The 24,652-nt window shown below is 43.0% G+C and carries 20 protein-coding genes and 2 pseudogenes; 15 read left to right on the forward strand and 7 right to left on the reverse strand.

Translation table 11 applies throughout. The features are described from left to right. Positions 1 to 451 precede the first annotated feature (451 nt). The 7 genes from carB to ACM0OP_RS10530 all read left to right on the forward strand — a co-directional run bounded on the left by carB (position 452) and on the right by ACM0OP_RS10530 (position 9,350). A complete protein-coding gene (carB, locus tag ACM0OP_RS10500) occupies positions 452 to 3,736 on the forward strand; it encodes a carbamoyl-phosphate synthase large subunit (protein WP_414528357.1) in 3,285 nt (1,094 codons plus the stop codon). A gap of 764 nt (positions 3,737 to 4,500) precedes the next feature. Next, positions 4,501 to 5,457, forward strand: coding sequence for an RNA polymerase sigma factor, RpoD/SigA family (locus ACM0OP_RS10505; protein ID WP_414528358.1), 957 nt, complete (start codon positions 4,501 to 4,503; stop codon positions 5,455 to 5,457). A 232-nt stretch (positions 5,458 to 5,689) separates the two neighbouring features. Next, entirely contained in the window at positions 5,690 to 6,028 is a 339-nt protein-coding gene (locus tag ACM0OP_RS10510) for a DUF760 domain-containing protein (RefSeq protein ID WP_414528359.1), read from the forward strand. Positions 6,029 to 6,338: 310 nt separating this feature from the next. Beyond that, a complete protein-coding gene (gene mutT, locus ACM0OP_RS10515; RefSeq protein ID WP_414528360.1) occupies positions 6,339 to 6,749 on the forward strand; it encodes an 8-oxo-dGTP diphosphatase MutT in 411 nt (136 codons plus the stop codon). 197 nt (positions 6,750 to 6,946) lie between these two features. Continuing rightward, entirely contained in the window at positions 6,947 to 7,405 is a 459-nt protein-coding gene (locus ACM0OP_RS10520; protein ID WP_414528361.1) for a CBS domain-containing protein, read from the forward strand. A 59-nt stretch (positions 7,406 to 7,464) separates the two neighbouring features. Continuing rightward, positions 7,465 to 8,127, forward strand: coding sequence for a phycobilisome degradation protein NblB (gene nblB / locus ACM0OP_RS10525; protein WP_414528362.1), 663 nt, complete (start codon positions 7,465 to 7,467; stop codon positions 8,125 to 8,127). Between the two features lie 596 nt (positions 8,128 to 8,723). Next, positions 8,724 to 9,350, forward strand: a complete 627-nt coding sequence (locus ACM0OP_RS10530; protein ID WP_414528363.1) for a PEP-CTERM sorting domain-containing protein — start codon at positions 8,724 to 8,726, stop codon at positions 9,348 to 9,350. Positions 9,351 to 9,689: 339 nt separating this feature from the next. Here ACM0OP_RS10530 and ACM0OP_RS10535 read toward each other — a convergent pair. From ACM0OP_RS10535 to rpaB, 5 genes and pseudogenes are all read right to left on the reverse strand, one after another. After that, positions 9,690 to 9,827: pseudogene (locus ACM0OP_RS10535) on the reverse strand (DUF456 domain-containing protein); the annotation flags it as partial. 17 nt (positions 9,828 to 9,844) lie between these two features. Further along, positions 9,845 to 10,477, reverse strand: coding sequence for a PEP-CTERM sorting domain-containing protein (locus ACM0OP_RS10540; RefSeq protein ID WP_414528364.1), 633 nt, complete (start codon positions 10,475 to 10,477; stop codon positions 9,845 to 9,847). A gap of 403 nt (positions 10,478 to 10,880) precedes the next feature. Then, complete coding sequence (locus tag ACM0OP_RS10545) at positions 10,881 to 11,399, reverse strand: DUF456 domain-containing protein (RefSeq protein WP_414528365.1); 519 nt, start codon at positions 11,397 to 11,399, stop codon at positions 10,881 to 10,883. 140 nt (positions 11,400 to 11,539) lie between these two features. Further along, positions 11,540 to 12,178, reverse strand: a complete 639-nt coding sequence (locus tag ACM0OP_RS10550; RefSeq protein WP_414528366.1) for a cofactor assembly of complex C subunit B — start codon at positions 12,176 to 12,178, stop codon at positions 11,540 to 11,542. A gap of 40 nt (positions 12,179 to 12,218) precedes the next feature. Beyond that, a complete protein-coding gene (gene rpaB / locus ACM0OP_RS10555; protein ID WP_006196591.1) occupies positions 12,219 to 12,947 on the reverse strand; it encodes a response regulator transcription factor RpaB in 729 nt (242 codons plus the stop codon). A gap of 171 nt (positions 12,948 to 13,118) precedes the next feature. Between rpaB and radA the strand changes: the two genes are divergently transcribed. Then, positions 13,119 to 14,687, forward strand: coding sequence for a DNA repair protein RadA (gene radA, locus ACM0OP_RS10560; protein ID WP_414528367.1), 1,569 nt, complete (start codon positions 13,119 to 13,121; stop codon positions 14,685 to 14,687). 243 nt (positions 14,688 to 14,930) lie between these two features. Here the strand turns inward: radA and ACM0OP_RS10565 are convergent, their stop codons facing one another. Then, the gene (locus ACM0OP_RS10565; protein WP_414528368.1) at positions 14,931 to 15,071 is read right to left on the reverse strand and encodes a hypothetical protein; all 141 of its coding nucleotides are present in this window, start codon (positions 15,069 to 15,071) and stop codon (positions 14,931 to 14,933) included. A 159-nt stretch (positions 15,072 to 15,230) separates the two neighbouring features. On the opposite strand from ACM0OP_RS10565, the pseudogene ACM0OP_RS10570 reads away from it, so the two are divergent. Both ACM0OP_RS10570 and ACM0OP_RS10575 read left to right on the forward strand, forming a co-directional pair. After that, positions 15,231 to 15,485: pseudogene (locus ACM0OP_RS10570) on the forward strand (serine/threonine-protein kinase); the annotation flags it as partial. Next, positions 15,478 to 15,621 carry a hypothetical protein gene (locus ACM0OP_RS10575; RefSeq protein ID WP_414528369.1) on the forward strand — a complete coding sequence of 48 codons (144 nt, stop codon included), beginning with the start codon at positions 15,478 to 15,480 and terminating at the stop codon, positions 15,619 to 15,621. The pseudogene ACM0OP_RS10570 and the gene ACM0OP_RS10575, both read left to right, overlap by 8 nt. 142 nt (positions 15,622 to 15,763) lie before the next feature. On the opposite strand, the gene ACM0OP_RS10580 is transcribed toward ACM0OP_RS10575, so the two are convergent. Continuing rightward, complete coding sequence (locus ACM0OP_RS10580; RefSeq protein ID WP_414528370.1) at positions 15,764 to 16,591, reverse strand: peptidoglycan-binding domain-containing protein; 828 nt, start codon at positions 16,589 to 16,591, stop codon at positions 15,764 to 15,766. A gap of 264 nt (positions 16,592 to 16,855) precedes the next feature. Between ACM0OP_RS10580 and ACM0OP_RS10585 the strand changes: the two genes are divergently transcribed. The 5 genes from ACM0OP_RS10585 to infB all read left to right on the forward strand — a co-directional run bounded on the left by ACM0OP_RS10585 (position 16,856) and on the right by infB (position 24,432). After that, the gene (locus tag ACM0OP_RS10585) at positions 16,856 to 18,301 is read left to right on the forward strand and encodes a hypothetical protein (protein ID WP_414528371.1); all 1,446 of its coding nucleotides are present in this window, start codon (positions 16,856 to 16,858) and stop codon (positions 18,299 to 18,301) included. Positions 18,302 to 18,531: 230 nt separating this feature from the next. After that, positions 18,532 to 18,993, forward strand: coding sequence for a ribosome maturation factor RimP (gene rimP / locus ACM0OP_RS10590; RefSeq protein ID WP_414528372.1), 462 nt, complete (start codon positions 18,532 to 18,534; stop codon positions 18,991 to 18,993). A 211-nt stretch (positions 18,994 to 19,204) separates the two neighbouring features. After that, on the forward strand, positions 19,205 to 20,482 hold the full coding sequence (nusA, locus tag ACM0OP_RS10595; RefSeq protein WP_414528373.1) for a transcription termination factor NusA: 1,278 nt from the start codon (positions 19,205 to 19,207) through the stop codon (positions 20,480 to 20,482). 147 nt (positions 20,483 to 20,629) lie between these two features. Next, positions 20,630 to 20,899, forward strand: a complete 270-nt coding sequence (locus ACM0OP_RS10600) for a YlxR family protein (protein ID WP_414528374.1) — start codon at positions 20,630 to 20,632, stop codon at positions 20,897 to 20,899. 416 nt (positions 20,900 to 21,315) lie between these two features. Next, the gene (gene infB, locus ACM0OP_RS10605; protein WP_414528375.1) at positions 21,316 to 24,432 is read left to right on the forward strand and encodes a translation initiation factor IF-2; all 3,117 of its coding nucleotides are present in this window, start codon (positions 21,316 to 21,318) and stop codon (positions 24,430 to 24,432) included. Positions 24,433 to 24,652 lie beyond the last annotated feature (220 nt).

The following is a 24,652-nucleotide window of genomic DNA, read 5'->3' on the forward strand; positions in this document are numbered from 1 at the left end:
CCACCTTTTTTGGTTGGAAACTCGCTCTAGGCCTACTTGTGTGTACACCGTAGCCAACGGAGCAGGGAACCGGATTTTTGTGGTGTAGGGGGGTCAAAATAATATGCAGCCTCACAAATAATTGGTATAAGTCACAGATATTAGAAAATATTATTAAGTGGGTGGTCATGAGTATTTATAACAATGTAAAGATAAATAAACTGTAGGGTGTCTTGTCGAGCCAGACAATGCACCGTCGCAAATTCGGCGGCGCTCAGTGGAATAATAGAGGATAGAAGGTGAGTTAGCTAGGAAATAACACAGCCTGGGAAGTGATTCTCAGTATTTTTTGGCTCCCCTGACTTTGGTGTGGGCTATGAAAGGTGAAAAACTTAATAATAAATAATGTGACTGAGGGAAAAGACCCTTAAAATAATCAGGATTTGTATTCTCTTACTCAAACCCAACAATTATGCCTCGTCGTCAAGACCTCCGGAAAATTCTACTGTTAGGCTCTGGCCCAATCGTCATCGGACAAGCTTGTGAGTTTGACTACTCTGGTACTCAAGCCTGTAAAGCCCTGCGTGAAGAAGGCTATGAAGTGGTATTAGTCAACTCTAACCCAGCCACAATTATGACCGACCCCGAAACGGCTGACCGCACCTATATTGAGCCGCTTACACCAGATTTTATCGAAAAAGTCATTGCTAAAGAACGTCCTGATGCGCTGCTACCCACAATGGGGGGACAAACTGCACTCAATCTGGCTGTGGCTTTAGCCAAAAATGGGGCTTTAGATAAGTATAACGTTGAGCTAATTGGCGCTAAATTACCAGCCATTGAGAAAGCCGAAGATCGCAAATTGTTTAATGAGGCGATGGCTAAAATCGGAGTCGATGTCTGTCCTAGTGGTACAGCGTCTTCTTTAGGAGAAGCCAAGAAAATTGCCGATCGCATTGGAACTTATCCCCTAATTATCCGCCCTGCCTTTACAATGGGTGGTACTGGTGGGGGTATTGCCTACAATCAAGAAGAATTTGAGGAAATGGCACAGGTAGGTATTGATGCTAGTCCTGTTTCCCAAATTCTCATAGACCAGTCTCTATTAGGCTGGAAAGAATATGAATTAGAAGTCATGCGCGATTTAGCAGATAACGTCGTGATTATCTGTTCTATCGAAAACCTTGACCCGATGGGTATCCATACCGGGGACTCGATTACGGTCGCGCCCGCTCAAACTTTGACTGATAAAGAATATCAGCGTCTGCGGGATATGGCTATTAAAATTATCCGCGAGATTGGTGTTGAAACTGGCGGTTCTAATATCCAATTTGCGGTTAATCCGGTGAATGGGGATGTGGTCGTTATTGAAATGAATCCCCGTGTTTCTCGCAGTTCCGCTTTGGCTTCTAAGGCTACTGGTTTCCCCATTGCGAAAATAGCGGCTAAGTTGGCTGTGGGTTATACCTTGGATGAAATTCAAAATGATATCACTAAGCAGACTCCCGCATCCTTTGAGCCGACTATTGACTATGTAGTTACTAAAATTCCCCGCTTTGCTTTTGAAAAGTTCCCTGGTTCGGAAGCTGTGCTGACTACTCAAATGAAGTCTGTGGGTGAAGCAATGGCTATTGGACGGACTTTTAATGAGTCTTTTCAAAAGGCGTTGCGTTCTTTAGAAACTGGTCGAGCTGGTTGGGGTTGCGACCGAGCCGAAAAGTTACCCAGTGGGGAACAAATTCGCGCTCAATTGCGAACACCTCATCCTGATCGGATTTTTTCGGTGCGTCATGCTTTACAACTAGGGTTCAGCACTGAGGAAATTTACGAACTGACGGCTATTGACCCCTGGTTTCTGGATAAACTCCAGCAACTGTTAGATGTGGAAAAGTTCCTGAAGCGGACACCTTTAAAACAGTTGACAAAAGAGCAGTTATATGATGTTAAACGGGATGGTTTTAGCGATCGCCAAATTGCCTTTGCTACGAAAACCACTGAAGATGAAGTCCGCAATTACCGTAAACAATTAGGTGTCATCCCGGTTTATAAAACTGTGGATACCTGCGCGGCTGAGTTTGAAGCCTTTACTCCTTACTATTATTCTACCTACGAGCCAGAAACGGAAGTTTTAGCCACCACTAAGCCCAAGGTGATGATTTTGGGTGGTGGTCCGAACCGCATCGGCCAAGGAATTGAGTTCGACTATTGTTGTTGTCACGCCGCTTATGCTTTGAAACAGGCGGGATTTGAAACTATTATGGTCAATTCTAATCCGGAGACGGTTTCTACAGATTATGATACCAGCGATCGCCTGTACTTTGAGCCACTCACCAAAGAAGATGTGCTGAATATTATCGAAGCTGAAAACCCTGTAGGCGTAATTATTCAGTTTGGCGGACAAACACCCCTCAAACTAGCCGTTCCGCTCCAGAAATTTCTCAGCCATCCCGACTGTACAGTTACCACTCAAATTTGGGGGACATCACCAGACTCCATTGATATGGCTGAAGACCGGGAACGGTTTGAGAAGATTCTCAATCAGTTGAATATTGCTCAACCACCTAATGGTCTGGCTCGCAGTTATGAAGATGCGCTCATTGTCGCTAAACGTATCGGTTATCCCGTGGTAGTTCGCCCTAGTTACGTGTTGGGGGGTCGAGCTATGGAAATTGTCTATTCTGATACAGAATTAGAACGCTACATGACCTTTGCGGTGCAGGTGGAACCCGAACACCCGATTTTAATCGATAAGTTCTTGGAAAATGCCATTGAAGTGGATGTGGATGCGATCGCCGACCATACAGGAAAAGTAGTAATTGGTGGCATCATGGAACACATAGAACAAGCCGGGATTCACTCAGGAGATTCTGCCTGTTCCTTACCATCTATTTCCCTTTCTCCAGCAGTTCTCCAGCAAATCCGCACTTGGACGGTGCAATTAGCCCAAGCCTTATCAGTTGTGGGATTGATGAATATTCAGTTTGCTGTTGTCGGCGCTCAAGGCTACTCTCCCCAAGTTTATATTTTGGAAGCTAACCCCCGCGCTTCCCGCACAGTGCCATTTGTCTCTAAAGCTACGGGTGTACCCTTGGCAAAAGTAGCATCCTTAATTATGTCGGGTAAAACCTTAGCAGAACTTAACTTTACAGAGGAAGTCATTCCTTCTCATATTGCGGTCAAGGAAGCAGTATTACCCTTTAATAAATTCCCTGGAACTGATACGATATTAGGCCCAGAAATGCGCTCTACTGGTGAAGTGATGGGCATTGATAAAGACTTTGGGCGGGCTTTTGCAAAGGCAGAGTTAGCAGCAGGAGAGTTTTTACCCCTCAAAGGAACTGTATTCGTTTCCATGAGCGATCGTGACAAATCCGAAGCCGTTAATGTCGTCAAAGAACTGATTAAATTAGGCTTTACGGTCATGGCTACATTAGGTACACGCCGTGTCCTGCAAGAACAGGGATTAGATGTGGAACTAGTGCTGAAACTCCATGAAGGTCGTCCCCACGTCCTAGATGCCATTAAAAATCAGAAAATTCAACTGATTATTAACACACCTTCCGGCGAAGAAGCCCAAACTGATGCTAGGTTAATCCGGCGCACAGCCTTAGCTTACAAAATCCCCATCATTACTACAATTGCCGGAGCCAGAGCTACTGTAGCCGCTATCCATTCACTACAGACTACTACTTTAGACATAAAAGTTATCCAAGAATACTGCACAGTTCTGGATCTCACCTCACAGCCGAGAACGTAGGCAAACACTGGGTAGAACTGGCGATACTTGGGATCTCTGGGGGAAAATTAAGTAGTCATAATTTCCCCCACTTCGGGGAAAATCTGCATTAAGCCGTATTTACCAGAAAAATTAAGCAATTATTATAGAAGAATAATTATCATTTCTATTGAGATATGTTAACAAATATCAGGAACTATTTTCTTAAGAAGAGAGTCCTCTCAGGTTTAGTATCAAGATATTTTCTTAATTAGTACCTTTGATCGCAGAAGCAGAAGGGAAGAGGGCTTCTAACAGGGGTACAAACCCCCACCCTTTTAAGTCCCTTCAACTGGGACGGAGTACAAGCTCCGTCTTTTGTCTTCTCCCTACTCCCCACTCCATGAGTAAATCTGCAAAATCTCAAAGACAGATGTCGTTCTGTTTAACATTTACTTACTATCGCCACTGTTGATCAGGATCACTGCGAAAGCACAAAAAAATCAGAGTTTCAGGTATTGTCCTTTTTTCTCATAAATGTTACAATTATTTATATTAAGCAACACACAAAATGTTTCACCCACTAAGTTTTATCTAACCTCAGACAGTTGTGAAAAATGAGAAATCATTGTAACGTCTAGCAGTTAAGACATTATATTGATTAATATCAGTAGCCGAGAATTTCCGACGCGTAAATTGCTAACCTGAGCGTTATGTTCTCAGTCTAACTGAGTAACATTCCACACCAGCATCTATCAGCTAATGATTCCATCGTCAACAATCCATCATTACCACAGAGTAGCGCCATGAAGACCGCTCAGACAGCCACAGACCTCGTGCGGACTTACCTGCGTGAGATTGGCCGTGTGCCACTCTTAACCCACGAGGAAGAAATTTGTTACGGTAAACAGGTGCAATTTTCCCGTATTTTGCATGAAGTCAGGGATTCTCTTGTTCAGAAACTGGGTCGTCAACCGTGTCCAGAGGAGTGGGCTGTAGCCGCAAATTTAGAAATTACACAGTTGAACGATGCGATCGCGGACGGTGAAACAGCCAAACGCAAGATGGTAGAAGCGAATTTACGTCTAGTGGTATCCGTTGCCAAAAAGTATATTAAGCGTAACGTTGATCTACTAGACCTAATCCAAGAAGGTAGTATTGGGATGCAGCGTGGTGTCGAAAAATTTGACCCCACCAAAGGTTACAGATTTTCCACATACGCTTATTGGTGGATACGTCAAGCCATCACCAGAGCGATCGCCGAAAAAGCTCGTACTATCCGATTACCAATCCACATTACCGAAAAATTAAATAAAATTAAAAAAGCCCAGCGCCAGTTATCACAGCAGCTAGGACGCGCACCTTCAGCTGTTGAACTAGCGCAAGAGTTAGAATTGACACCAAAGCAAGTCAGAGAATACCTTGAAAGAGCGCGTTTACCTCTCTCTTTAGACTTGCGCTTAGGTGACAACTACGACACCGAACTAGGAGAAATGCTGGAAGATCCAGGAGCTTCTCCAGAAGAATTTGTTATGCAATCTTCACTATCTAATGACATAGAGCGACTCATGGAGGAACTCACCCCCCAACAAAAAGAAGTGATTAAATTGCGCTTTGGGTTACTAGATGGCCAAGCCCTGACTCTAGCGAAAATCGGAGATATTCTCAATATTAGCCGTGAACGAGTCCGACAAATAGAACGGGAAGCCTTAACAAAACTTCGCAAATCCAAAGCCAGCATGAACGAATATTTGGCCAGTTAAGTCCCCAAGCATAGAGTCTGGTGTGAGTCGCTGGGAAATGTAACCAGTACATTGAGAGGAGAAAATACGCTATTAAAGGTACGGTTCCACCGACTTCAAAATGGCAACAACACTGTTACATTAGTTGAAACGAACAGTTCAGCGCCAGTTAAATTCAGTAAAAAACAGGCATTTACTATTCAAAACGCAAACACTCCATTACAGCTAGTAGTGGTAGTACAGGAGGTACAAGATGAGTAACAAATCCAATAAAGTCTCAGAATTTTTTAACGGTGAAGAAACAGGCAACTTGCTGTGGCAATACGTTAAATCTCTGAATCCGGACACAGTTACCCAACTATCTAAACCTAGTTCTGCTGAAGTGTTTCAGGTGATGGAGCGGAACATCATCGGATTATTAGGCAATCTACCTTCAGAACACTTTGACATTACTGTAACCACCAGCCGGGAAAGTCTCGGTCAACTACTGGCTTCCGCCATGATTAGTGGTTATTTTCTGCGTAACGCCGAACAGAGAATGTACTTTGAAAACGTTTTACAGGGAACCGCAGACCACCAAGAAAATCAGTAATATGTACTGATTATCCCCAAAATCTTAGCATTATTGGGTTTATATATAAACCCATAAAAATTATTTTATAAATGTAGAATTTTCGCAACAGTAAATTTCCCATTGGGCAGATATTGGAATAATTCTGCCTATTCTTTGGCATGATCCGATACAGCACTTCCCTGTGTTATGAGGTAAAAGAACCCCACCCCCAACCCCCTCCCCGCAAGCGATGAGGGGGCTAAGATGTACCTTATATAATTGGAAATCGCTGTATCTTATGTGGTTTATCTTCATTAGTTCTCGCAATACCAATAATTATTAATTATCTATGACTGTCACTACTGTTGACCCACCCCATAAAATTATTGGTGTGGCTGTAATTTGGAATGATCATCAGCAAATTTTAATTGATCGTCGTCTTCCCCAAGGTGTCATGGGTGGTTTATGGGAATTTCCTGGTGGAAAAGTTGAACCTGGTGAAAACATTGAAGAATGTATTCAACGGGAAATTAAAGAAGAATTAGGCATAGAAATTGAAGTAGGCAAGCATTTAATCACCATTGATCACACTTATACTCACTTACGTGTCACCCTAACTGTGCATCACTGCCGTTTAATCAAGGGTACTCCTCAACCTTTAGAATGCGATGCAATTTGCTGGGTCAACTTGGATGAATTAGACAACTTTACTTTCCCCGCAGCTAATAGTGAAATTATCGCCGCCTTGAAGCAAGGATAAAGGGGAAGAAGAGGCAGGTGTGGGAAGTGTGGGAAGTGTGGGGGGAAAGATTTTTAATACCCAATCCCCAGTCCCCAGTCCCCAGTACCCAATCCCCAATCCCCAACACCGTAACAATGTATTAACTGAATTAGGTTGAGTCCCGCAATTTTCTACAATGGTTGCAGAAGCTTTGATTAAGGGTTATCTGTAAGCCAATGTCTAAAAATGTTACCGACGTGATGACTCGCAACCCAATTGTGGTGCGGGCGGAAACTCCACTGAAGGAAGCTATCCAAATTCTGGCAGAAAAACGCATCAGTGGTATACCTGTTGTGGATGATGCCAGTAAATTGGTGGGTATTATTTCCGAAACAGATTTGATGTGGCAAGAAACTGGTGTGACTCCTCCGGCGTACATTATGTTTCTGGATAGTGTGATTTATTTACAAAATCCCGCTACTTATGAACGTGAGTTACACAAAGCATTGGGACAAATTGTGGGGGACGTAATGAGCAAAAATCCTATTACTATTTCTCCAGACAAAACTGTCAAGGAAGCTGCTCAAATTATGCATGATCGCAGTATTCACCGTTTACCAGTAGTTGACAGCGCGAGTCAGGTGGTTGGTATCCTCACCCGTGGTGATATTATCCGGGCTATGGCTGCTAGTTGATTTGATCCTTGGTTGAGAGCTTTTTGAAATAATTTGAAAAATTAGGATAAATAAAATAAATGAGTATTACTCCTGAGTCTGTAAAGCAAATGCTCAGTTCTGAGGATTTGGGCGATCGCTTGCGTGCAGTGAATCAAGCTCGTGACTTGGAACCGGCAAAGGCTTTTGAACTGATTCAAATTGCGATTGGTGACACTAACTCACGAGTGCGATACTCAGCAGTAAGTCAAATGGACACATTGGGACAGCAAAATTTACAGTTATCCTTGGATATCTTACGTTCTCTGCTTAGTGACCCAGAACCTGATGTTCAAGCAGCAGCAGCAGACTGTCTGGGTGCATTAAAGTTACACGATGCTTTTGAGGATTTGCAACAACTCTATAATACAAGTCCAGAATGGCTGGTTCAATTCAGCATCATTGCTACATTAGGTGAGTTAGGCGATCCACGCTCCTTTGAATTACTCCAACAAGCACTCTCATCAGAAAATGAATTAGTCCAAACAGCCGCCATTAGTTCCTTGGGTGAGTTGGGAGATATGCAAGCCATTCCCCTTTTAGCTCCCTTTGCTAGCAATTCTGATTGGCAAATTCGCTATAGGGTGGTACAAGCCTTGACTCACTTGGGTGGTGTAAATGCTGAAGCAATTTTAAAGATTCTTGCTGACGATGAAGTAGAAGCAGTAGCAAATGAAGCTAAAAAATACTTGCAGTCTATTTAAGTAATTTTGGTTACAAGTAATATTTGATTGTACGGTAGATTTATTTTCTCAGAGAATCATTACTGATCACCAGAAATATTACTGTATATAATGATTACCAACTACATTAGCATTAATAGATACCCGCCCAATCAATATTTTCATGATTGGGTTCTTGTGTCTTTAAAAACGTGTATGATAATTGTAGGATCAAGAATACTGAAAAAATTTTTACACAAACTTAGTTTGAACTTTACTGCTTTTTTAAAATAAATTTGGAATAGCGTGTAATAATACCACTATGTAAAGCATAAGACCTTGCCCACGAGAAAAGTTAGATTTGAGTTTTTACTATTTTTTAATGTAGTATTTACTTCAATTTAGTAGCCATAGGGCTAGAGCTTATGATTGACTAAATCAACTGTGTTTTGAGAGGGTATTTAACCCCTATTTTCTCTAGAACTACAGATGCTCTTCGTGAAAATGTGCCTAATTAGGTTATGATTACGGATTTAGCCTAATCATAAAGTGGCACAAGGGGCAGCGAAACAAGGTGTATTTTTACCCTAAAATTTTGTATCACACACAGCTGTAAACTCTTAGGTATAGACAAAACCATGAAAACACTCAAAAAAATCGGTATCGGAGTAGCTTTTGCTGCTAGTACTTTAGCTGTAAGCACTGTAGGTATGTCATCTGCTCAGGCAGCACTGACTGGTGCAATTACTATCACTGGTGCTTCTTCTTTTCTGACTACAGCTGATAATCCTGTATTTGACAGCATCACATTTAATACTGGTAGCGTTGTTAACGCAAGTGTCGACTTCTTAAGTTATCTTAATGCGTCAGCAACAGTCAGTACTTTAGACTTAACGCAGCTTGCAGGTACAATGTACACAGCTAGCGCTGTTGGTACTCCGTGGATTACGGTTACACCTGATTTAAACTTTATGCTTGATGGCGATTTCACGGTTGAGAGAATAGCGGCTGATGGTGACGTAACTGTCTTTAACACTCCGCTGTCTCGATTCACTGGAACATTTACGAACAGTGGGGGCAGCGTCTTAGGTAGAGGACTTATTAGCGCAAATAATGTAGGTGTGTCTGGTTACAGCTTGTCTATTAGTGCCTTACCAACATCAGTACCCGAACCTACAACCACTCTTGGACTTGCAGCTTTAGGATTGGGAGCGTTCTTCACCAAGAGCTTGGCTAAAAAGAAGAAAGCACAGGTAAACTCTTAATGCAAACCGTTCATCAAAACCATAATTCCAGAAATTTTAGGATCAGGGCAAGTAATTCTTTTCTTTAGTACATCTGTAATACAACTTGTAGAGTTACTGACCAGCGACTGATCCTAAAAACAGCAGCTGGTCATGTATTCAAACTAAGAGACTTCTATACCCCTATGACTGTGACGAGTTGTAGGGGTATTTTATACTAAATAGGAATATAAAAAGCAGTCAAATTTTGACTTGACTCCAAAGGCACATATTCTGACATTCTGCTATTTTGTGCTGGGCGTGATTGAGGAAAAAAGCCCATATCGCCAACACGCCTTGAATCAAATTTCCAATTAGCTACCCGACTATAATACCTATACCAGCTTTAACGGCTAACCATAATTGGCGAGGGTAAATAAACTCACCAATTATGCCTCCTAGCAGTGGTCTTAATAAAATTCCTAACAAGGGGCTGCCGAAAGGTAGAGTTGGTAGTATTTTTTTTATCGCCCGGTTTATTGAGGAATGGTTTTGCGGCGACGAGATACAGCCATACCTGCGGCTACTATGCCTAAGCCCAATAGTGTAGCTGGCTCAGGAACAGTTACATTTGCATTATTTACTGCTACTGTCGCACCTGAAAAACTTGCATTAATGCTTTGACCCAGACCAAATGCTGCCTGTGCATCAGGCGCGCTCAACAAAGTGGAGAAATTAACGAATCCGTTTGCGTTACTGCCATCTTCAAAGGTTCCAGTGAAATCATACCTGATATCTGATAGATTGGGAGCAAGACCTTGGACAACGGGTGCTGCCACATTATTTAAAGTCAATACTTTCGTTAAATCCCCCAGTAATCCAACGTCTATAATTGGAGTATTAGTGGGCCCAACAACGAAGCTGAAAATGTTTCCTGTCGTATCGCCAAGAAAATCTCCTGTGGAATTTGTTAATGAAATAGGTCCTGGATCGGGAGAGAAGGTTACGCCCAGGGCGTTAATAGCGGCGTTAGTACCACTTCCGTCAAATGTAAAACCACCATTAAATGCTTCAGCAGAACCAGCAGGAGTGAAGATTGTAGCAGTTACGGGTATGGCAGCTAATGCAGCAAGAGCAGCTTTAAAGAACTTGGATTCAGATGTCATCATTTTAGACTCCTATCAAAAAGTAGAAAACAGTGGGTGTAATTTTTAGTGGCATAATGCACTTACATATCGACTAATACTAATTATTTTTTCTACACTAAATAGATTAGTATCTTAGTCAAAATATGTATTTATTGCTTCCTTATAGGATAATTACATAAATATTTCCAACTAGCAATACTTATGTAGCCAAATTTACCGACCCTTTATTTTTGGTATAAATTACTTAAATAGATTTGTTGAAATAGAATAGACATTCCGTAAATCGAACAGTTTTGTATTCAAGGAAATAATCAGGGTTTTCGGCTACGCTTTAGAGTCTATTTACAAAGCAGGAGTTTATAAAGCTTGTTATACTGGCGTTTCAACTGATTAGCTTTAAAAAGCAGTAAAATAGAAAGAATTATTAACCGCCATATACTTGAGGCCAAGTTGTGATTACAAAAACGACTACGGCGGCGATCGCCAAAACGCCTTGAATTAAATTTCCAATTAACGAACCAACTATAATTCCTATACCAGCCTTAACTGCTAACCATAATTGACGACGGTAAATAAATTCACCGATAATGGCTCCTAGCAGTGGGCCTAATAAAATTCCTAACAAAGGACCGCCGAAGGGTAGAGTTGGGAGTAAACCCAAAAATCCCACTATTAACCCTACAATTGCGCCAATCTGTCCCCACTTACTAGCACCTGCTTTTTTTGCACCTAAGTAACTAGCTAAAATATCAACACCGATACTGAGAACTAAAACTAAGGCTGTGACAATTAGTGGAGTTTTAATGGCTGCAAAGGAACCGCCCAGAATCCCCCAAATAATAATAGAGGTTAAGATTAAGCCGCTACCAGGAAGTCCGGGAACCACAGCACCAATTACACCCACTACCATGATCATAATTAGTAGCCAATAAATAATTTGCATAGTTCGTAGTTCGTAGTTCGTAGTTCGTAATTTGGCTTCTGCTTGGGGGTGAGTGCAACTATGTTGCTTGGTTGACAGTTGGCGAGAATCAACCTAAATATGTGAAGAAATGTAAAAATTAATTTTTTCTTTCCTACATCTTACTCTTGAATAGTTACTGCTAATTTGTCAGCAATACCCGCAATCCAGGTTTCATCTTGTTTGGTGTAACTGCGGGGTGCATTCGCTGCTAAAATCATAACACCCTGATTACCAATTGGTTGACAAATTACACCTTGTGTGTTTTCTGGTAAATAATCAAATTCTATTCTGCCTGGATATACATACAAAGCAACTAGATAAATTGGCTTTTGTGTTTCTAAGACTCGTTTTAAGATTGTTCCTGGGATAACTTCAGATTTAGGAGCCAGAATCCCCCGACGCAATAAAACTTTGCCTTGATAATAAACTATCAGCGATCGCGTGACTGTATTAGTCAATAATAAATGGGATGCCCAAGCTAACTCTGTTTTTACAGTTTCTGGTAAATCTGCTGCAAGTACAAAACCTTCCTCCCCAATTAGATCCACTGTATCAGGCGATCGCGGTTGTACTTGCTGCCAAATTAAACCTGTTAAAATCAACACCGCACTCAAAATTACACCTACCGCATCCCCACGCGCTTGAGACTCCGTTAATTCTGGAGTCAGCAAACGGTTAATCAACAAAAGTACAGCGCCTAACCCACCCACCACTAAGGGTAAACGCCGTAGAATTCGATTGGGATCTGATTTAGTCATTAGAAATGTTTTCTTCCCCCTACTCCCTACTCCCTACTCGCTACTCTTCTCCTGGTTCTATGATTCGCTGAAACAAATAACCAGTACCTCTAGCTGTAAGAATTAATTCTGGGTTACTAGGATCATCTTCTAACTTGGCGCGCAAACGGGAAATATGCACGTCTACTACACGAGTATCTACGTGTCGTTCTGGTGTATAACCCCATACTTCTTGCAAAATTTCGGAACGGGAAAAGGCTTCTCCTGAACGGCTAACTAGTAACTCTAAGAGGCTAAACTCCATTCCTGTTAAGCGAATGCGTTCATCGCCTTTGTAGACTTGGCGTTTATTGGTATCTATTTTGATGTTACCAACATGAATCACCCCAGAGCTAGGAATACCAGAAGCCCCGGTTTTGTCTACTCGTCGCAGCACTGAACGAATCCGTGCTTCTAACTCCTTGGGGGAAAATGGTTTGACTACATAGTCATCAGCACCCAATTCTAGACCGGTAATGCGATCGGCAACGTCCCCCAAGGCTGTTAGCATAATAATGGGAACATCGGATTCCTTACGCAATTCTTGACACACGCCGTAGCCATCAAGCTTTGGCATCATCACATCTAACACTACTAGGTCAGGTTCTGATTTGCGAAAGGTTTCGAGAGCTTCTTCTCCATCACCAGCAGTTACTACATCGTAGCCAATCATGGAAAGGCGCGTTTCCAAAATCCGGCGAATGCTGGCTTCGTCGTCTACCACCAGGATTTTTTCTTTATGGCTTTCCAAGTCTCTCAACGCTCCCTAACTAAAATTTCTCATGATTAATTTTTAATACCATAATATTAAGATATCATTCCATCAATTGATTGAGAAAAAGCTCTATCTTTTACCATCCTTTGATTCTGACTTTTGGCGAAAAATTAAGTAAATATTAAGATTATTGAATATTTTTTAAGAATGGTAAAGCCTAAAACTACTTTTATTTGTAACGAATGTGGAGCAGAATCTCCTCAATGGTTTGGCAAATGCCCATCTTGCGGTACTTACAATTCTTTAGAAGAGCAGATTTCGATTCAATCGTCAACAGATATACCTTCTAGGGGAGGAATTAGCAATTGGCAGGCCAATCAAAGCAATGGTAAACCTCCTACTAAACCAGCCAAAGCTAGAGCTTCACTGACATTTGACCAAATTACTGATCGCCAAATTGCTCGCTGGGAATCAGGCTATGGTGAACTAGATCGGGTGCTTGGGGGGGGAATTGTTCCGGGTTCGATGGTTTTAATTGGTGGTGATCCGGGTATTGGTAAATCTACTTTACTGTTACAGGTATCAAATTCACTGGCACAGAAATACCGTATTCTCTATGTAACCGGGGAAGAATCAGGACAACAGGTAAAATTAAGAGCTTCTCGCCTGGGAGTATCAAAAATTGCCGATGTGCTTGGGGATGAAGATAATCAGGATGAGGAAAACGTCAAAGCACCAGTAAAAGTTCTAACTTCAGAAGAAATTGAAGAAGGTAAAAATGCGGATTTGTATGTATTACCGGAAACGGATTTAGAAGAGATTTTACGGGAGATAGATTCTCTGAGACCGAATTTAGCAGTGATTGATAGTATTCAAACAGTGTTCTTTCCCGCATTGACTTCTGCACCGGGTTCGGTAGCGCAAGTTAGGGAATGTACCTCAGCTTTGATGAAGGTGGCAAAGCATGAAGATGTTACCATGTTAATAGTGGGACACGTAACCAAAGAGGGTGCGATCGCGGGGCCGAAAGTTTTAGAACACTTAGTAGATACAGTATTGTATTTTGAAGGCGATCGCTTTGCCTCCCATAGATTATTAAGAACAGTTAAAAACCGTTTTGGTGCAACTCACGAAATCGGCATCTTTGAAATGGTAGAAAACGGACTGAGAGAAGTTTCCAACCCTTCAGAGCTATTTTTAGGGAACCGTGATGATCCCTCACCGGGGACAGCCATTGTCGTGGCTTGCGAAGGAACTCGTCCCATTGTTGTAGAGTTGCAAGCTTTAGTAAGTCCTACCAGTTACCCTTCTCCCCGCCGTGCAGGTACGGGTATAGACTATAACCGCCTCGTGCAGATTCTCGCTGTGTTAGAAAAACGGGTGGGGATACCAATGTCGAAATTAGATTCTTACGTCGCCTCGGCTGGGGGGTTGAGTGTTGCAGAACCAGCAGTAGATTTAGGAATTGCGATCGCCATTGTAGCCAGTTTCCGCGATCGCATCGTCGATCCAGGTACAGTATTAATTGGTGAAGTCGGCTTAGGGGGGCAAGTGCGCTCAGTGTCCCAAATGGAACTACGATTAAAAGAAGCAGCCAAACTGGGATTTAAACGTGCGATCGTACCCAAAGGGCAAAAATACCCAGATTATGACATCGAGATATTACCAGTCTCCAAAGTAATAGATGCAATTATCGCCGCCATTCCTCACCAAACCCTAGAAGCCAGCGATTTAGAATTGGATGAAGACGAAGAGGAAGGGCAAGACGAAGAATAAACCTCCAAAACCCGATTCGCTCGTAGTTGCGCTTTAGCGCTAAAGCGTAACTACAAACCATGATGATTTATTCATGACAGCTATTGTCACCTCAAATCACCTGGGAAAAACGTAACTAAAAAACGCTGACTTTTAAGCATTGGAATCTTCTTTTGCAGTGGCTAACAGGTCTGATAAGGCTTGCACTGACCTATTATCTGCTTGAGGCGACCAGACAGTGGCACTGGTGGAAGCAAGTTGATTTCAGAGTGTATTCTCTGCGTCACTGGTTTCTAAGCTACATCCTTCTTCTTTAGCAACTGCTAACAGGAGAAAGTGGATTAGTCGTAGTTTATCTTGATGTGATAGTTGGTTGACTGTGGGTAAAATTTGGCTGAGAGTCATATTGCCAGAATCAATATTTATTAAGATTTTAACAAAATAGGTTTGTGTTCTGGTTTTCGTTCTTAGGAATGGCTCAAGAATGTTTCATATCTGTTTTGCCAAAAAACCCCGATTTGAACTGTGTCACAATAAATATCAATAAATCTACTGAGTTTACCAATGGTGTGGAATCCAGGACAGCAATTATTTGGTGGGCGCTACATAATCCAGAAAAAGCTGGGTGAAGGTGGAGTTGGTATTACATCCCTGGCTCAAAATCGACGTAGTGAATTACGAGTCATTAAAACTCTTAGAGAACAAATACTCAATCATCCCGCCTGGATAACCAAGCAAGATAAATTACGCCAAGACTTTCGGGATGAAGCATTGCGACTAGCTTTGTGTCACCATCCTCATATTATGGTCTATGACAACCGGGAAAGAAATTCACACACTCAGTCATTTTGATCAAGTTCTTTCCGTAGCCTTTAGCCCCTGTGGTGGTTGGCTAGCTGCTGGAGATAGTAGCGGAAATATCAAAATTTGGCGATCGCAGCAACTTTTACCATAACAAACAGTTTAAATCTCTAGATAGACACGCGATCGCCTAAAAATTATCACCTAAAAAGCGAATAATCTTTGCCCTTAGAGGGCGGAGAGTGTCAACCGCCCTAACTATACAAGTTAAATGAAATAACGGGACTATTTAGCCCTTACGGAGTTGGAGTTGGTGTCGGTATTGGCGTTGGCGTTGGTGTTGGTATTGGTGTCGGCGTTGGTGTTGGTATTGGTGTCGGTGTCGGTGTCGGTGTTGGTGTTGGTGTCGGTGTTGGTGTTGGAGTAGGCGTGGCTCTCGGTGTCGGTGTTGGTGTTGGTGTCGGTCTTGGTGTTGGTGTCGGTGTTGGTGTTGGAGTAGGCGTGGCTCTCGGTGTTGGTGTCGGTGTTGGAGTAGGCGTGGCTCTCGGCGTTGGTGTCGGTGTTGGAGTAGGCGTGGCTCTCGGCGTTGGCGTTGGAGTAGGCGTGGCTCTCGGTGTCGGCGTTGGTCTTGGTGTCGGTCTTGGCTGAGTTATAGTTTTCTTCGCCTCTTCATTCAATCTTTGGCGGAATCGTAAATCAGCAATACCTGTGGGTTCCAGTTCAAATTTTTTCTGTGCTTCAGTTACAGCCGCTTGCGTCTGAACTCCATAAAATTGATCACGGGGTAAAGGAGTTTCTGGTTTTAGTACCGCATTCAAATTAGCTTGTAAAATCTGCACAATCTGGGCGGCAAAATTTTGAGTTGCTGGCCCTGCGACACCATCAACAACACTTAATCTATAACCCGTTTGAAATTCAGTGATCGCCTTTTTCGTTTCCTCATCCGTCAGAGGGGTATTCATCACCTTTACGTCATAGCCTAAACCCCGCAATACAGCCCGGAACTCGGCAGGGGTATAATTACGTTGACGAGCAGCAAAAGTTGTATCTGCAATCACCACACTAGCGCTTACTACGCAGGTGATAGCGATGGCCATACTGGATTTTCCAAATCCACACCACATAATTTAAAACTCCTCTTAGTTAAATCAAGACTCTTCAGAAGTATATAGAAATTTACAGACAAATTTTACATTCATTTAAAGTTTATGTTGAAAATCATGAATAATTATTAATTAATGTAGGCTGATTTGATTAAATTTAGCTGACAATCTCAACAAATATCTTTGCCATCATCCTATAGAGTGATCTTAGTGGAGCCGTCATGATGGACTGCGTAAATATGCAACCATAATACATATATTTTGATGTATGGGAAGACATAAACAATGACTAAACGCAAATCCCCAAAACGGCAAAACCTCACATTTGAAAGATTAATGGCAATCATTGCCACAGTAAATTTATCTTTAGTATTATTTGATTTAAGTTACGTACCTTGGCGAGATTTCTATTTAAAGAATTTTCCCGAAATTACGAAAATTTATGACCCGGTTAAGGGAATTGAAGACCATAGAGAAACGAAAAATTATTTGAACAGAATCGACGCACTTCAAGAACAGGTGAGTCCAACTGGGTTAACTTCACCAGAGGCCAAAACTAAATTAGAGGAAATTGACCGTCTCACCAACGAAATGATTGACAGCAATCCGTTTGCAGCAGTCAACAAAAGTGGTAACTTTGAAAAAGCCAAAAATCGGATGCGCGATCGCATCGGTCAAGAATCAGCAAAACAGTCATTTTCCCAATTTTGGAGTCAAGAGTATTTATCCCGGAAGGGTTGGAACGAAGAAATTAATTTTTTCAACACAGAAATTCGCCCTTTAATCGCCACCAACTACTTCCGCCGCATCGGTGAAAATGGGGAACTTTTTGATAACTTTTGGCTAATTGACTTACCTTTTGTCTTGCTATTTGGCGCAGAGTTACTGGCGCGTTCCTATTATCTGCGTCGTCGTCATCCCAGTTTTAGCTGGGTAAATGCCATACTGTGGCGATGGTATGACCTATTTCTAGTATTTCCTTTTATGCGCTGGTTACGCATCATACCCGTAGTTATTCGCCTTGATCAAGCCCGGTTATTGAATTTGCAACCATTACAGCAGCAACTAAATCAATCAATAGTAGCTAATTTTGCCGAAGATATCACAGAAATAGTTGTAGTCAGAGTCATTAACCAAATTCAAGGATCAATTAGGCGGGGCGATTTAATCAGCTGGCTGACGCAAAATGAGAATCTGCGACCCTACATAGATATTAATAATACAAATGAAGTTGAAGCGATCGCCGGAATTTTGATTCAAACATTAGTCTACCAAGTGTTGCCCAAAATTCAACCAGAAATCATTGCCATTTTACGCCACATTATTGCCACGACCATCAATCAAGTCCCTGTCTACCGGAACCTCCACAATCTTCCTGGGATGAGAGATATGCAAAACCAACTCAGCGAACAACTAGCAACTCAAATCACCGCCAACCTTTACAGCGTCGTCACTACGGCCATAGAAGATCCCGTGGGAGCAAAACTTTCCAGTCAACTAGCCGAAAGTTTCACCAAAGCCTTGGGAGAAGAAGTGCAACAAAAACACGTAATTAGCGAAATTCAAAGTTTAATGTCTGACTTCCTGGAAGAAGTTAAACTTAACTATGTCCAGCGCTTGTCTCAAGAAGATATAGAGCAAATTATGGAACAAACCAAACAGCTAAGAACAAAACCAGTGCAGCCAATAGTGGATAAAACTAATATTCTCCTAGTCAACAAAGATTCTTAATCAATCCCTACTCCCGGTTACTGAGCGAAGTCGAAGTAACTCCCCACACTCCCCACACTCCCCACACTCCCCACTCCCTACTCCCCACTCCCCAATCACTATTGACTATTAAAGAAATGCGCTAAACTCGGAATAGAGACGAAGCATTATTGATTCGTCAGAAGACTTCTTGGAAGATATCCCTATCGCAGGAAGTGGGTCTATGCCCACTTTTTTTATTGAAATTTCGCATGACTCATCCTTTAGTTCCACAAATTATCGATTTAGCGACACCAGTAGCAGCAGAACTGGGTTTGGAAGTCGTTGGCATAGTTTTTCACACCAACCAGCGTCCACCAGTATTACGGGTAGATATCCGCAATCCCCAGGATGACACGGGTTTGAAAGATTGTGAGCGGATGAGTCGTGCCTTAGAAGCTTCCTTAGATGCGGCAGAAATCATTCCAGATGCTTATGTCTTGGAAGTGTCCAGTCCGGGAATTTCACGACAACTAATAACAGACAGAGAGTTTATTTCCTTCAAAGGATTTCCTGTAATCATCTCCACTTCTCAACCCTACGATGGAAAACAAGAATGGATTGGTCAGTTAATTCGCCGGGATGAAACCACTGTTTACTTAAACCAAAAAGGTCGCGTCACCGAAATTCCCCGCACCCTGATTCATAGAGTGCAGCTAGATGAACGCCGATAAACTAGGAACTAAGGGCTAGGGGCTAGAGACTAGAGACTAGAAGCTCAAAGCTAGGGAGTAGAGTTAAATTTTTCTCTAATCCCCAGCCTTTGATGCGTAATTTCTCAGTTTCTAACCCTCTCTCACATAGAGGATAAATTGGGAGGATAAATTGGGGATCTACTCTATCCAATCTAAATGTTTTTAAATCTGATTTTAAAGGAGATTGCTTATGTCAATGGTTAGTTTACCAGGATTAAAAGAATTAATTGAAAGTATTAGTCGGGAGCGTAATTTACCGCGTCTCGCAGTTCAATCAGCTATTAGAGAAGCTTTACTTAAAGGCTACGAACGTTATCGTCGCGCCCAAAACTTAGAAAAAAGACAATTTGATGAAGAGTATTTTCATAACTTTGAAGTAGAGCTTGATATTGAGGGCGAAGGATTCCGTGTTCTTTCCACTAAAAGTATTGTGGAAGGAGTAGATAACTCAGACCATCAAATTTCCCTAGAGGAAGTACAACAAGTTGCACAAGAAGCCCAGTTGGGAGATTCTGTAGTTCTAGATGTCACCCCAGATCAAGGTGAATTTGGTCGCATGGCCGCAATGCAAACCAAGCAAGTCCTGGCGCAGAAACTGCGGGATCAACAACGCCAAATGGTCCAAGAAGAGTTCCAAGACTTAGAAGGAACTGTTTTACAAGCCAGAGTATTGCGATTTGAGAGACAATCGGTAATTTTGGCAGTAGCTAGTAGCTTTGGTCAGCCAGAAGTAGAAGCTGAATTACCCAAGCGAGAACAATTACCTAATGATAATTATCGGGCAAATGCCACCTTTAAGGTATATCTCAAAAAAGTTTCCCAAGGGCAACAAAGGGGACCTCAGTTGCAAGTATCTCGTGCCGATGCTGGCTTAGTAGTTTATTTATTTGCCAACGAAGTCCCGGAAATAGAGGATGAAGTGGTGAGAATTGTGGCTGTAGCACGAGAAGCTAATCCCCCTTCCCGTTATGTAGGGCCACGGACTAAAATTGCTGTAGATACCCTTGACCGAGATGTAGACCCAGTGGGTGCTTGTATTGGAGCTAGGGGATCACGCATTCAAGTAGTCGTCAACGAATTACGTGGCGAAAAAATAGATGTGATTCGTTGGTCGCCAGACCCGTCCACATATATTGCTAACGCCTTGAGTCCAGCACGGGTAGATGAAGTTCGTCTTATGGACCCAGAAACCCGACAAACTCACGTACTAGTGGCTGAAGACCAATTAAGTTTAGCTATTGGGAAAGAAGGACAAAATGTGCGATTAGCTGCCCGTTTAACTGGTTGGAAAATCGACATTAAAGATCAAGCTAAGTACGATTATGCAGGAGAAGATACTAAGTTTGCTGCCGCACGCGCCCAATATCAACCGGAGGAAGATGAACTAGAACCGGAAGAGCTAGATGATCAAAATCAACCAGAACTAGAAGAGGAAGAAGACATTTTTCAGACCAGTGAGCAAGATTAATTTATTAGTGTTATGGAGTTCTGCTACTATTGACAACATCACTAGTCTTAATGATTACCACAGATCAATCATGCCACTGTAAGTAAAGATTGGTAAAGCCAAATTTATTTTCATCACAAGATTGTTCTAGGAAGTCAAAGAAGACTGATGAAACCAAATTATCGCCGTTGTATTAGTTGCCGTAAAGTAGGCTTGAAAGAAGACTTTTGGCGGATCGTCCGCGTCTTTCCATCGGGAAAGGTACAATTAGATCAGGGCATGGGGCGTTCTGCCTACATTTGCCCACAAAGGAGTTGTCTACAAGCCGCTCAGAAAAAAAATCGACTAGGGCGATCGCTACATGCATCAGTGCCAGAAACACTGTATGAAGGATTGTGGCAGCGTCTAGCCCAAAGCCATCCCCAAAACCAAAATTAAAACTAGGTGGAAAAACCTTCTGGCGGTAATCCCCAGAGTACCGGTGCATCAAGCCGACTCTGCCATTAATGGGGTGAATGCCACAATAGTAAATGGGTGTAGTCAGCTGCGGCTGTTTCACAAGCAGAGTAGCAGGGGAATACTCCCAACAAGTTTTACTAGATTGTGTTGTGGAAGACTCAGAATCAGCAAAACAAAAAACTAAAAAATGGCAACCTGGTAGCGCTCAGGCGCAGCTTGACATCAACCATCATTCCTGGTGGAAATGTCACAGTTAAACCAAAACATCTCTCTTTCCTGACTGGAGGCACCGGCGAAATAACCAAGGGCAACCTAAAAACAGTAATCGAAGGATGGAGATGTCGAAAACCAGGCAACCATCCGCTAAAAAACTGTAAATTAAAGGGGAAGAGTGGATGACCAACGGCAAAGTTAGAATCTACGAATTATCAAAGGAATTGAATTTGGATAACAAAGAGCTATTAGCAATTTGCGACCAGCTCGACATTGCGGTCAAAAGTCATAGCAGCACTATTTCAGAATCTGAGGCAGAACGGATACGGACTGCTGCGGAAAAACTGACAGCTACGAAGGTGATGGCGAAAAAAGAACAAGGCACACCAAGCCATAAACTAAATCCATCACCAACTGGCGATCGCAATCGACCCACCCCACCTCACAAACAGCAAATTTTGGAAATTCGCAAACCCAAAATATTGAGAAATACCACCTCCAACGCCCCAGAAGCAGCAGATGCTCATGATAGCGATCTCGCTTCCTCAGAAGTTAATTCTTCTTCATCATCACAGCCCTTCGATACACAAGTCTCACCCATGAAGCCGACGGCACCAATTCGACCTGTACCCCGGAATCAATCTGAGACCTCATCAGAAGCTCCAAGCATACAAGCAGATCAAGTTTCTAATAAAGAGGCACAGGAAACCAAAGTAGCGGGAAAACCTGAACCAGCTGGCACTGAGCGCAGCCGCAGTGCTTCTTCCCCTAGACCAAAAGCGGAAAAACCACAAAAACCCAATTTGGTAGCCCCACCCGCTAGGCCAGCCGAGGGCAACTCTCATCCAGCAGCTGACCAGCTAACTCCCTCTGAGAAACCATTACTCAAACGCGATCAAGTTAAGCAAAAGGTAGCCAAGGCAACTAGCAGTGATGCGCCCCAGGCTCCAGTGCCAAAATCGGCTCGTCCCACTCAATCGCCAGTTAGATCAGAGCCAAGAGCTAATCGACCTCCCGGACCAGGAGCAGCAGACGGACCAAGACCTAGCCGCCCAGTACGTCCATCTGAACCTGTAGCCGCAATGCCAGTGGCGACTCCGCCTAAACCTATGTCCGGCGGACAAGGCAAAATCGATCTGAGCGGCAATGATGGGGTCGGACCAGAATTACTGGATTTGAAACGTCCCACCCCACCACGTTTAACCAAAGGTGGTAAAAGGTGGCAAGAAGAAGAAATTATTGACGAAATCAAAGAAAAGGCTGGCAAAGTCGGAGTTAAAGGCAAACGGGTCAAACCAGTTGTTGAAGATGACTTTGAAGAAGATTTATTGGATGATGAGGATCAAGATTCCCCAGCTACAGTCCAGGTAAGTCTTTCCATCGCCCGTCCTCCCAAACCAAAATCCTCTCGACCTACACAACCAACGGCCGCAGTTATTAGCGCCCCAACTACTAGAGGAAAACGATCCTTTTCTCGCCGCGACAATAACCGTCGCCAAGAAGTAGAAACAAAGCGTGAGCGTCCTGAAACAGTAGTGATTACAGGGCCAATGACAGTTCAAGAACTGTCTGATGTCTTAGCTGTTGCCGATACAGAGATTGTCAAAATCCTCTTCCTCAAAGGGATGGCGGTCAGTATTACCCAGAACTTGGATATCCCCACCATCACATTGGTAGGTAAAGAGCTAGAAATAGAAGTTGAAACTGCCGAACCAGAAGCAGAAGCCCGGAAAGTCACAGAAATGTTGGATGTAGCAGATATGCAACTACTCCAGCGCCGTCCACCAGTAGTGACAATTATGGGTCACGTAGACCACGGTAAAACGACTTTGCTTGATTCAATTCGCAAAACTAAAGTAGCCTCTGGCGAAGCTGGTGGTATTACTCAGCACATTGGTGCTTACCATGTGGATGTAGAACACGAAGGAAAAGCACATCAAATCGTCTTCTTAGACACTCCCGGACACGAAGCATTCACAGCCATGCGGGCGCGGGGTGCGCGAGTCACAGACATTGCTATTCTGGTAGTGGCTGCTGATGACGGCGTTCGTCCCCAAACCATCGAAGCTATTAGCCACGCTCAAGCTGCCGAAGTCCCAATTGTTGTCGCCATTAACAAAATTGATAAAGAAGGCGCACAGCCAGACCGGGTTAAACAAGAACTAACTCAGTATGGCCTCACCCCTGAAGAATGGGGCGGTGAAACCATTATGGTTCCTGTGAGTGCTATTAAGGGGGAAAACTTGGATACCCTCTTAGAAATGATTCTCCTAGTTTCAGAAGTAGGAGAACTATCTGCTAACCCAGATCGTTCTGCTAAAGGAACTGTAATTGAGGCACATCTGGATAAGGCAAAAGGTGCAGTTGCTACCCTGCTAATTCAGAATGGTACTTTGCACGTGGGAGATATGTTAGTAGCTGGCTCGGCCTTTGGTAAGGTGCGAGCGATGGTGGATGACAGAGGCAAACGAGTGGATATCGCTAGCCCATCCTTTGCTGTAGAAGTTCTGGGTTTAAGTGATGTACCAGGTGCAGGGGACGAATTTGAAGTATTCGCCAATGAAAAAGAAGCTAGAACTTTAGCCGCAGACCGTGCTGATAAACAACGGATATCTCGCCTGTTACAAGGACGTGTCACTCTGACCACTCTCTCAGCTCAAGCACAAGAAGGCGAGTTGAAAGAACTCAACTTGATCCTGAAAGCAGATGTGCAAGGATCTGTGGAAGCCATTGTGGGATCTCTCAGACAAATCCCCCAAAACGAAGTGCAAATTCGGATGCTATTGGCTACTGCTGGAGAAATAACTGAGACAGATATTGACCTAGCCGCAGCGAGTGGAGCCGTAATTATTGGCTTCAATACCACCTTTGCCAGTGGAGCCAGACAAGCCGCCGACGAATCCGGGGTAGATGTCAGGGAATACAATATCATCTACAAACTTTTGGAAGACATCCAAGGAGCCTTAGAAGGTCTTCTGGAACCAGAGTTGGTGGAAGAACCCCTGGGACAAACCGAAGTTCGTGCCGTCTTCCCAGTCGGTCGTGGAGCCGTTGCAGGTTGCTATGTGCAGTCGGGTAAATTGGTTCGTAACTGCAAAGTGCGCGTGCGTCGTTCCGGTAAGGTTGTTTATGAAGGTGTTCTTGACTCCCTGAAACGGATGAAAGAAGATGCACGAGAAGTCAACTCTGGTTATGAATGCGGTATCAATATTGATAAGTTCCATGACTGGGTTGAAGGTGACTTGATTGAAGCCTTCCAAATGGTAACTAAGCGTCGTACACTCACGTTGACGAAGTAGTGCTGGTTAGTAATTACTGGGTCATGAGTAAAAATGATGAGTTTTGAGGGGAAAAGAGTTGACAACTCGAACTTCAAAACTCATCTCTCTGCACTGGCTATGCTTGCTATGAGCATCGATAGCATTCAGCACAGCCAGTTGCCACAACTGATCTGCTTTTTGTGAAAGTTTAAGAAAATTTATATATAGAACTAGGCATACATTAGGACATTTGTGGAAT

This window comes from Nodularia chucula CCY0103 (genome assembly GCF_963923915.1).
In the GTDB taxonomy this organism is placed as follows: domain Bacteria; phylum Cyanobacteriota; class Cyanobacteriia; order Cyanobacteriales; family Nostocaceae; genus Nodularia; species Nodularia chucula.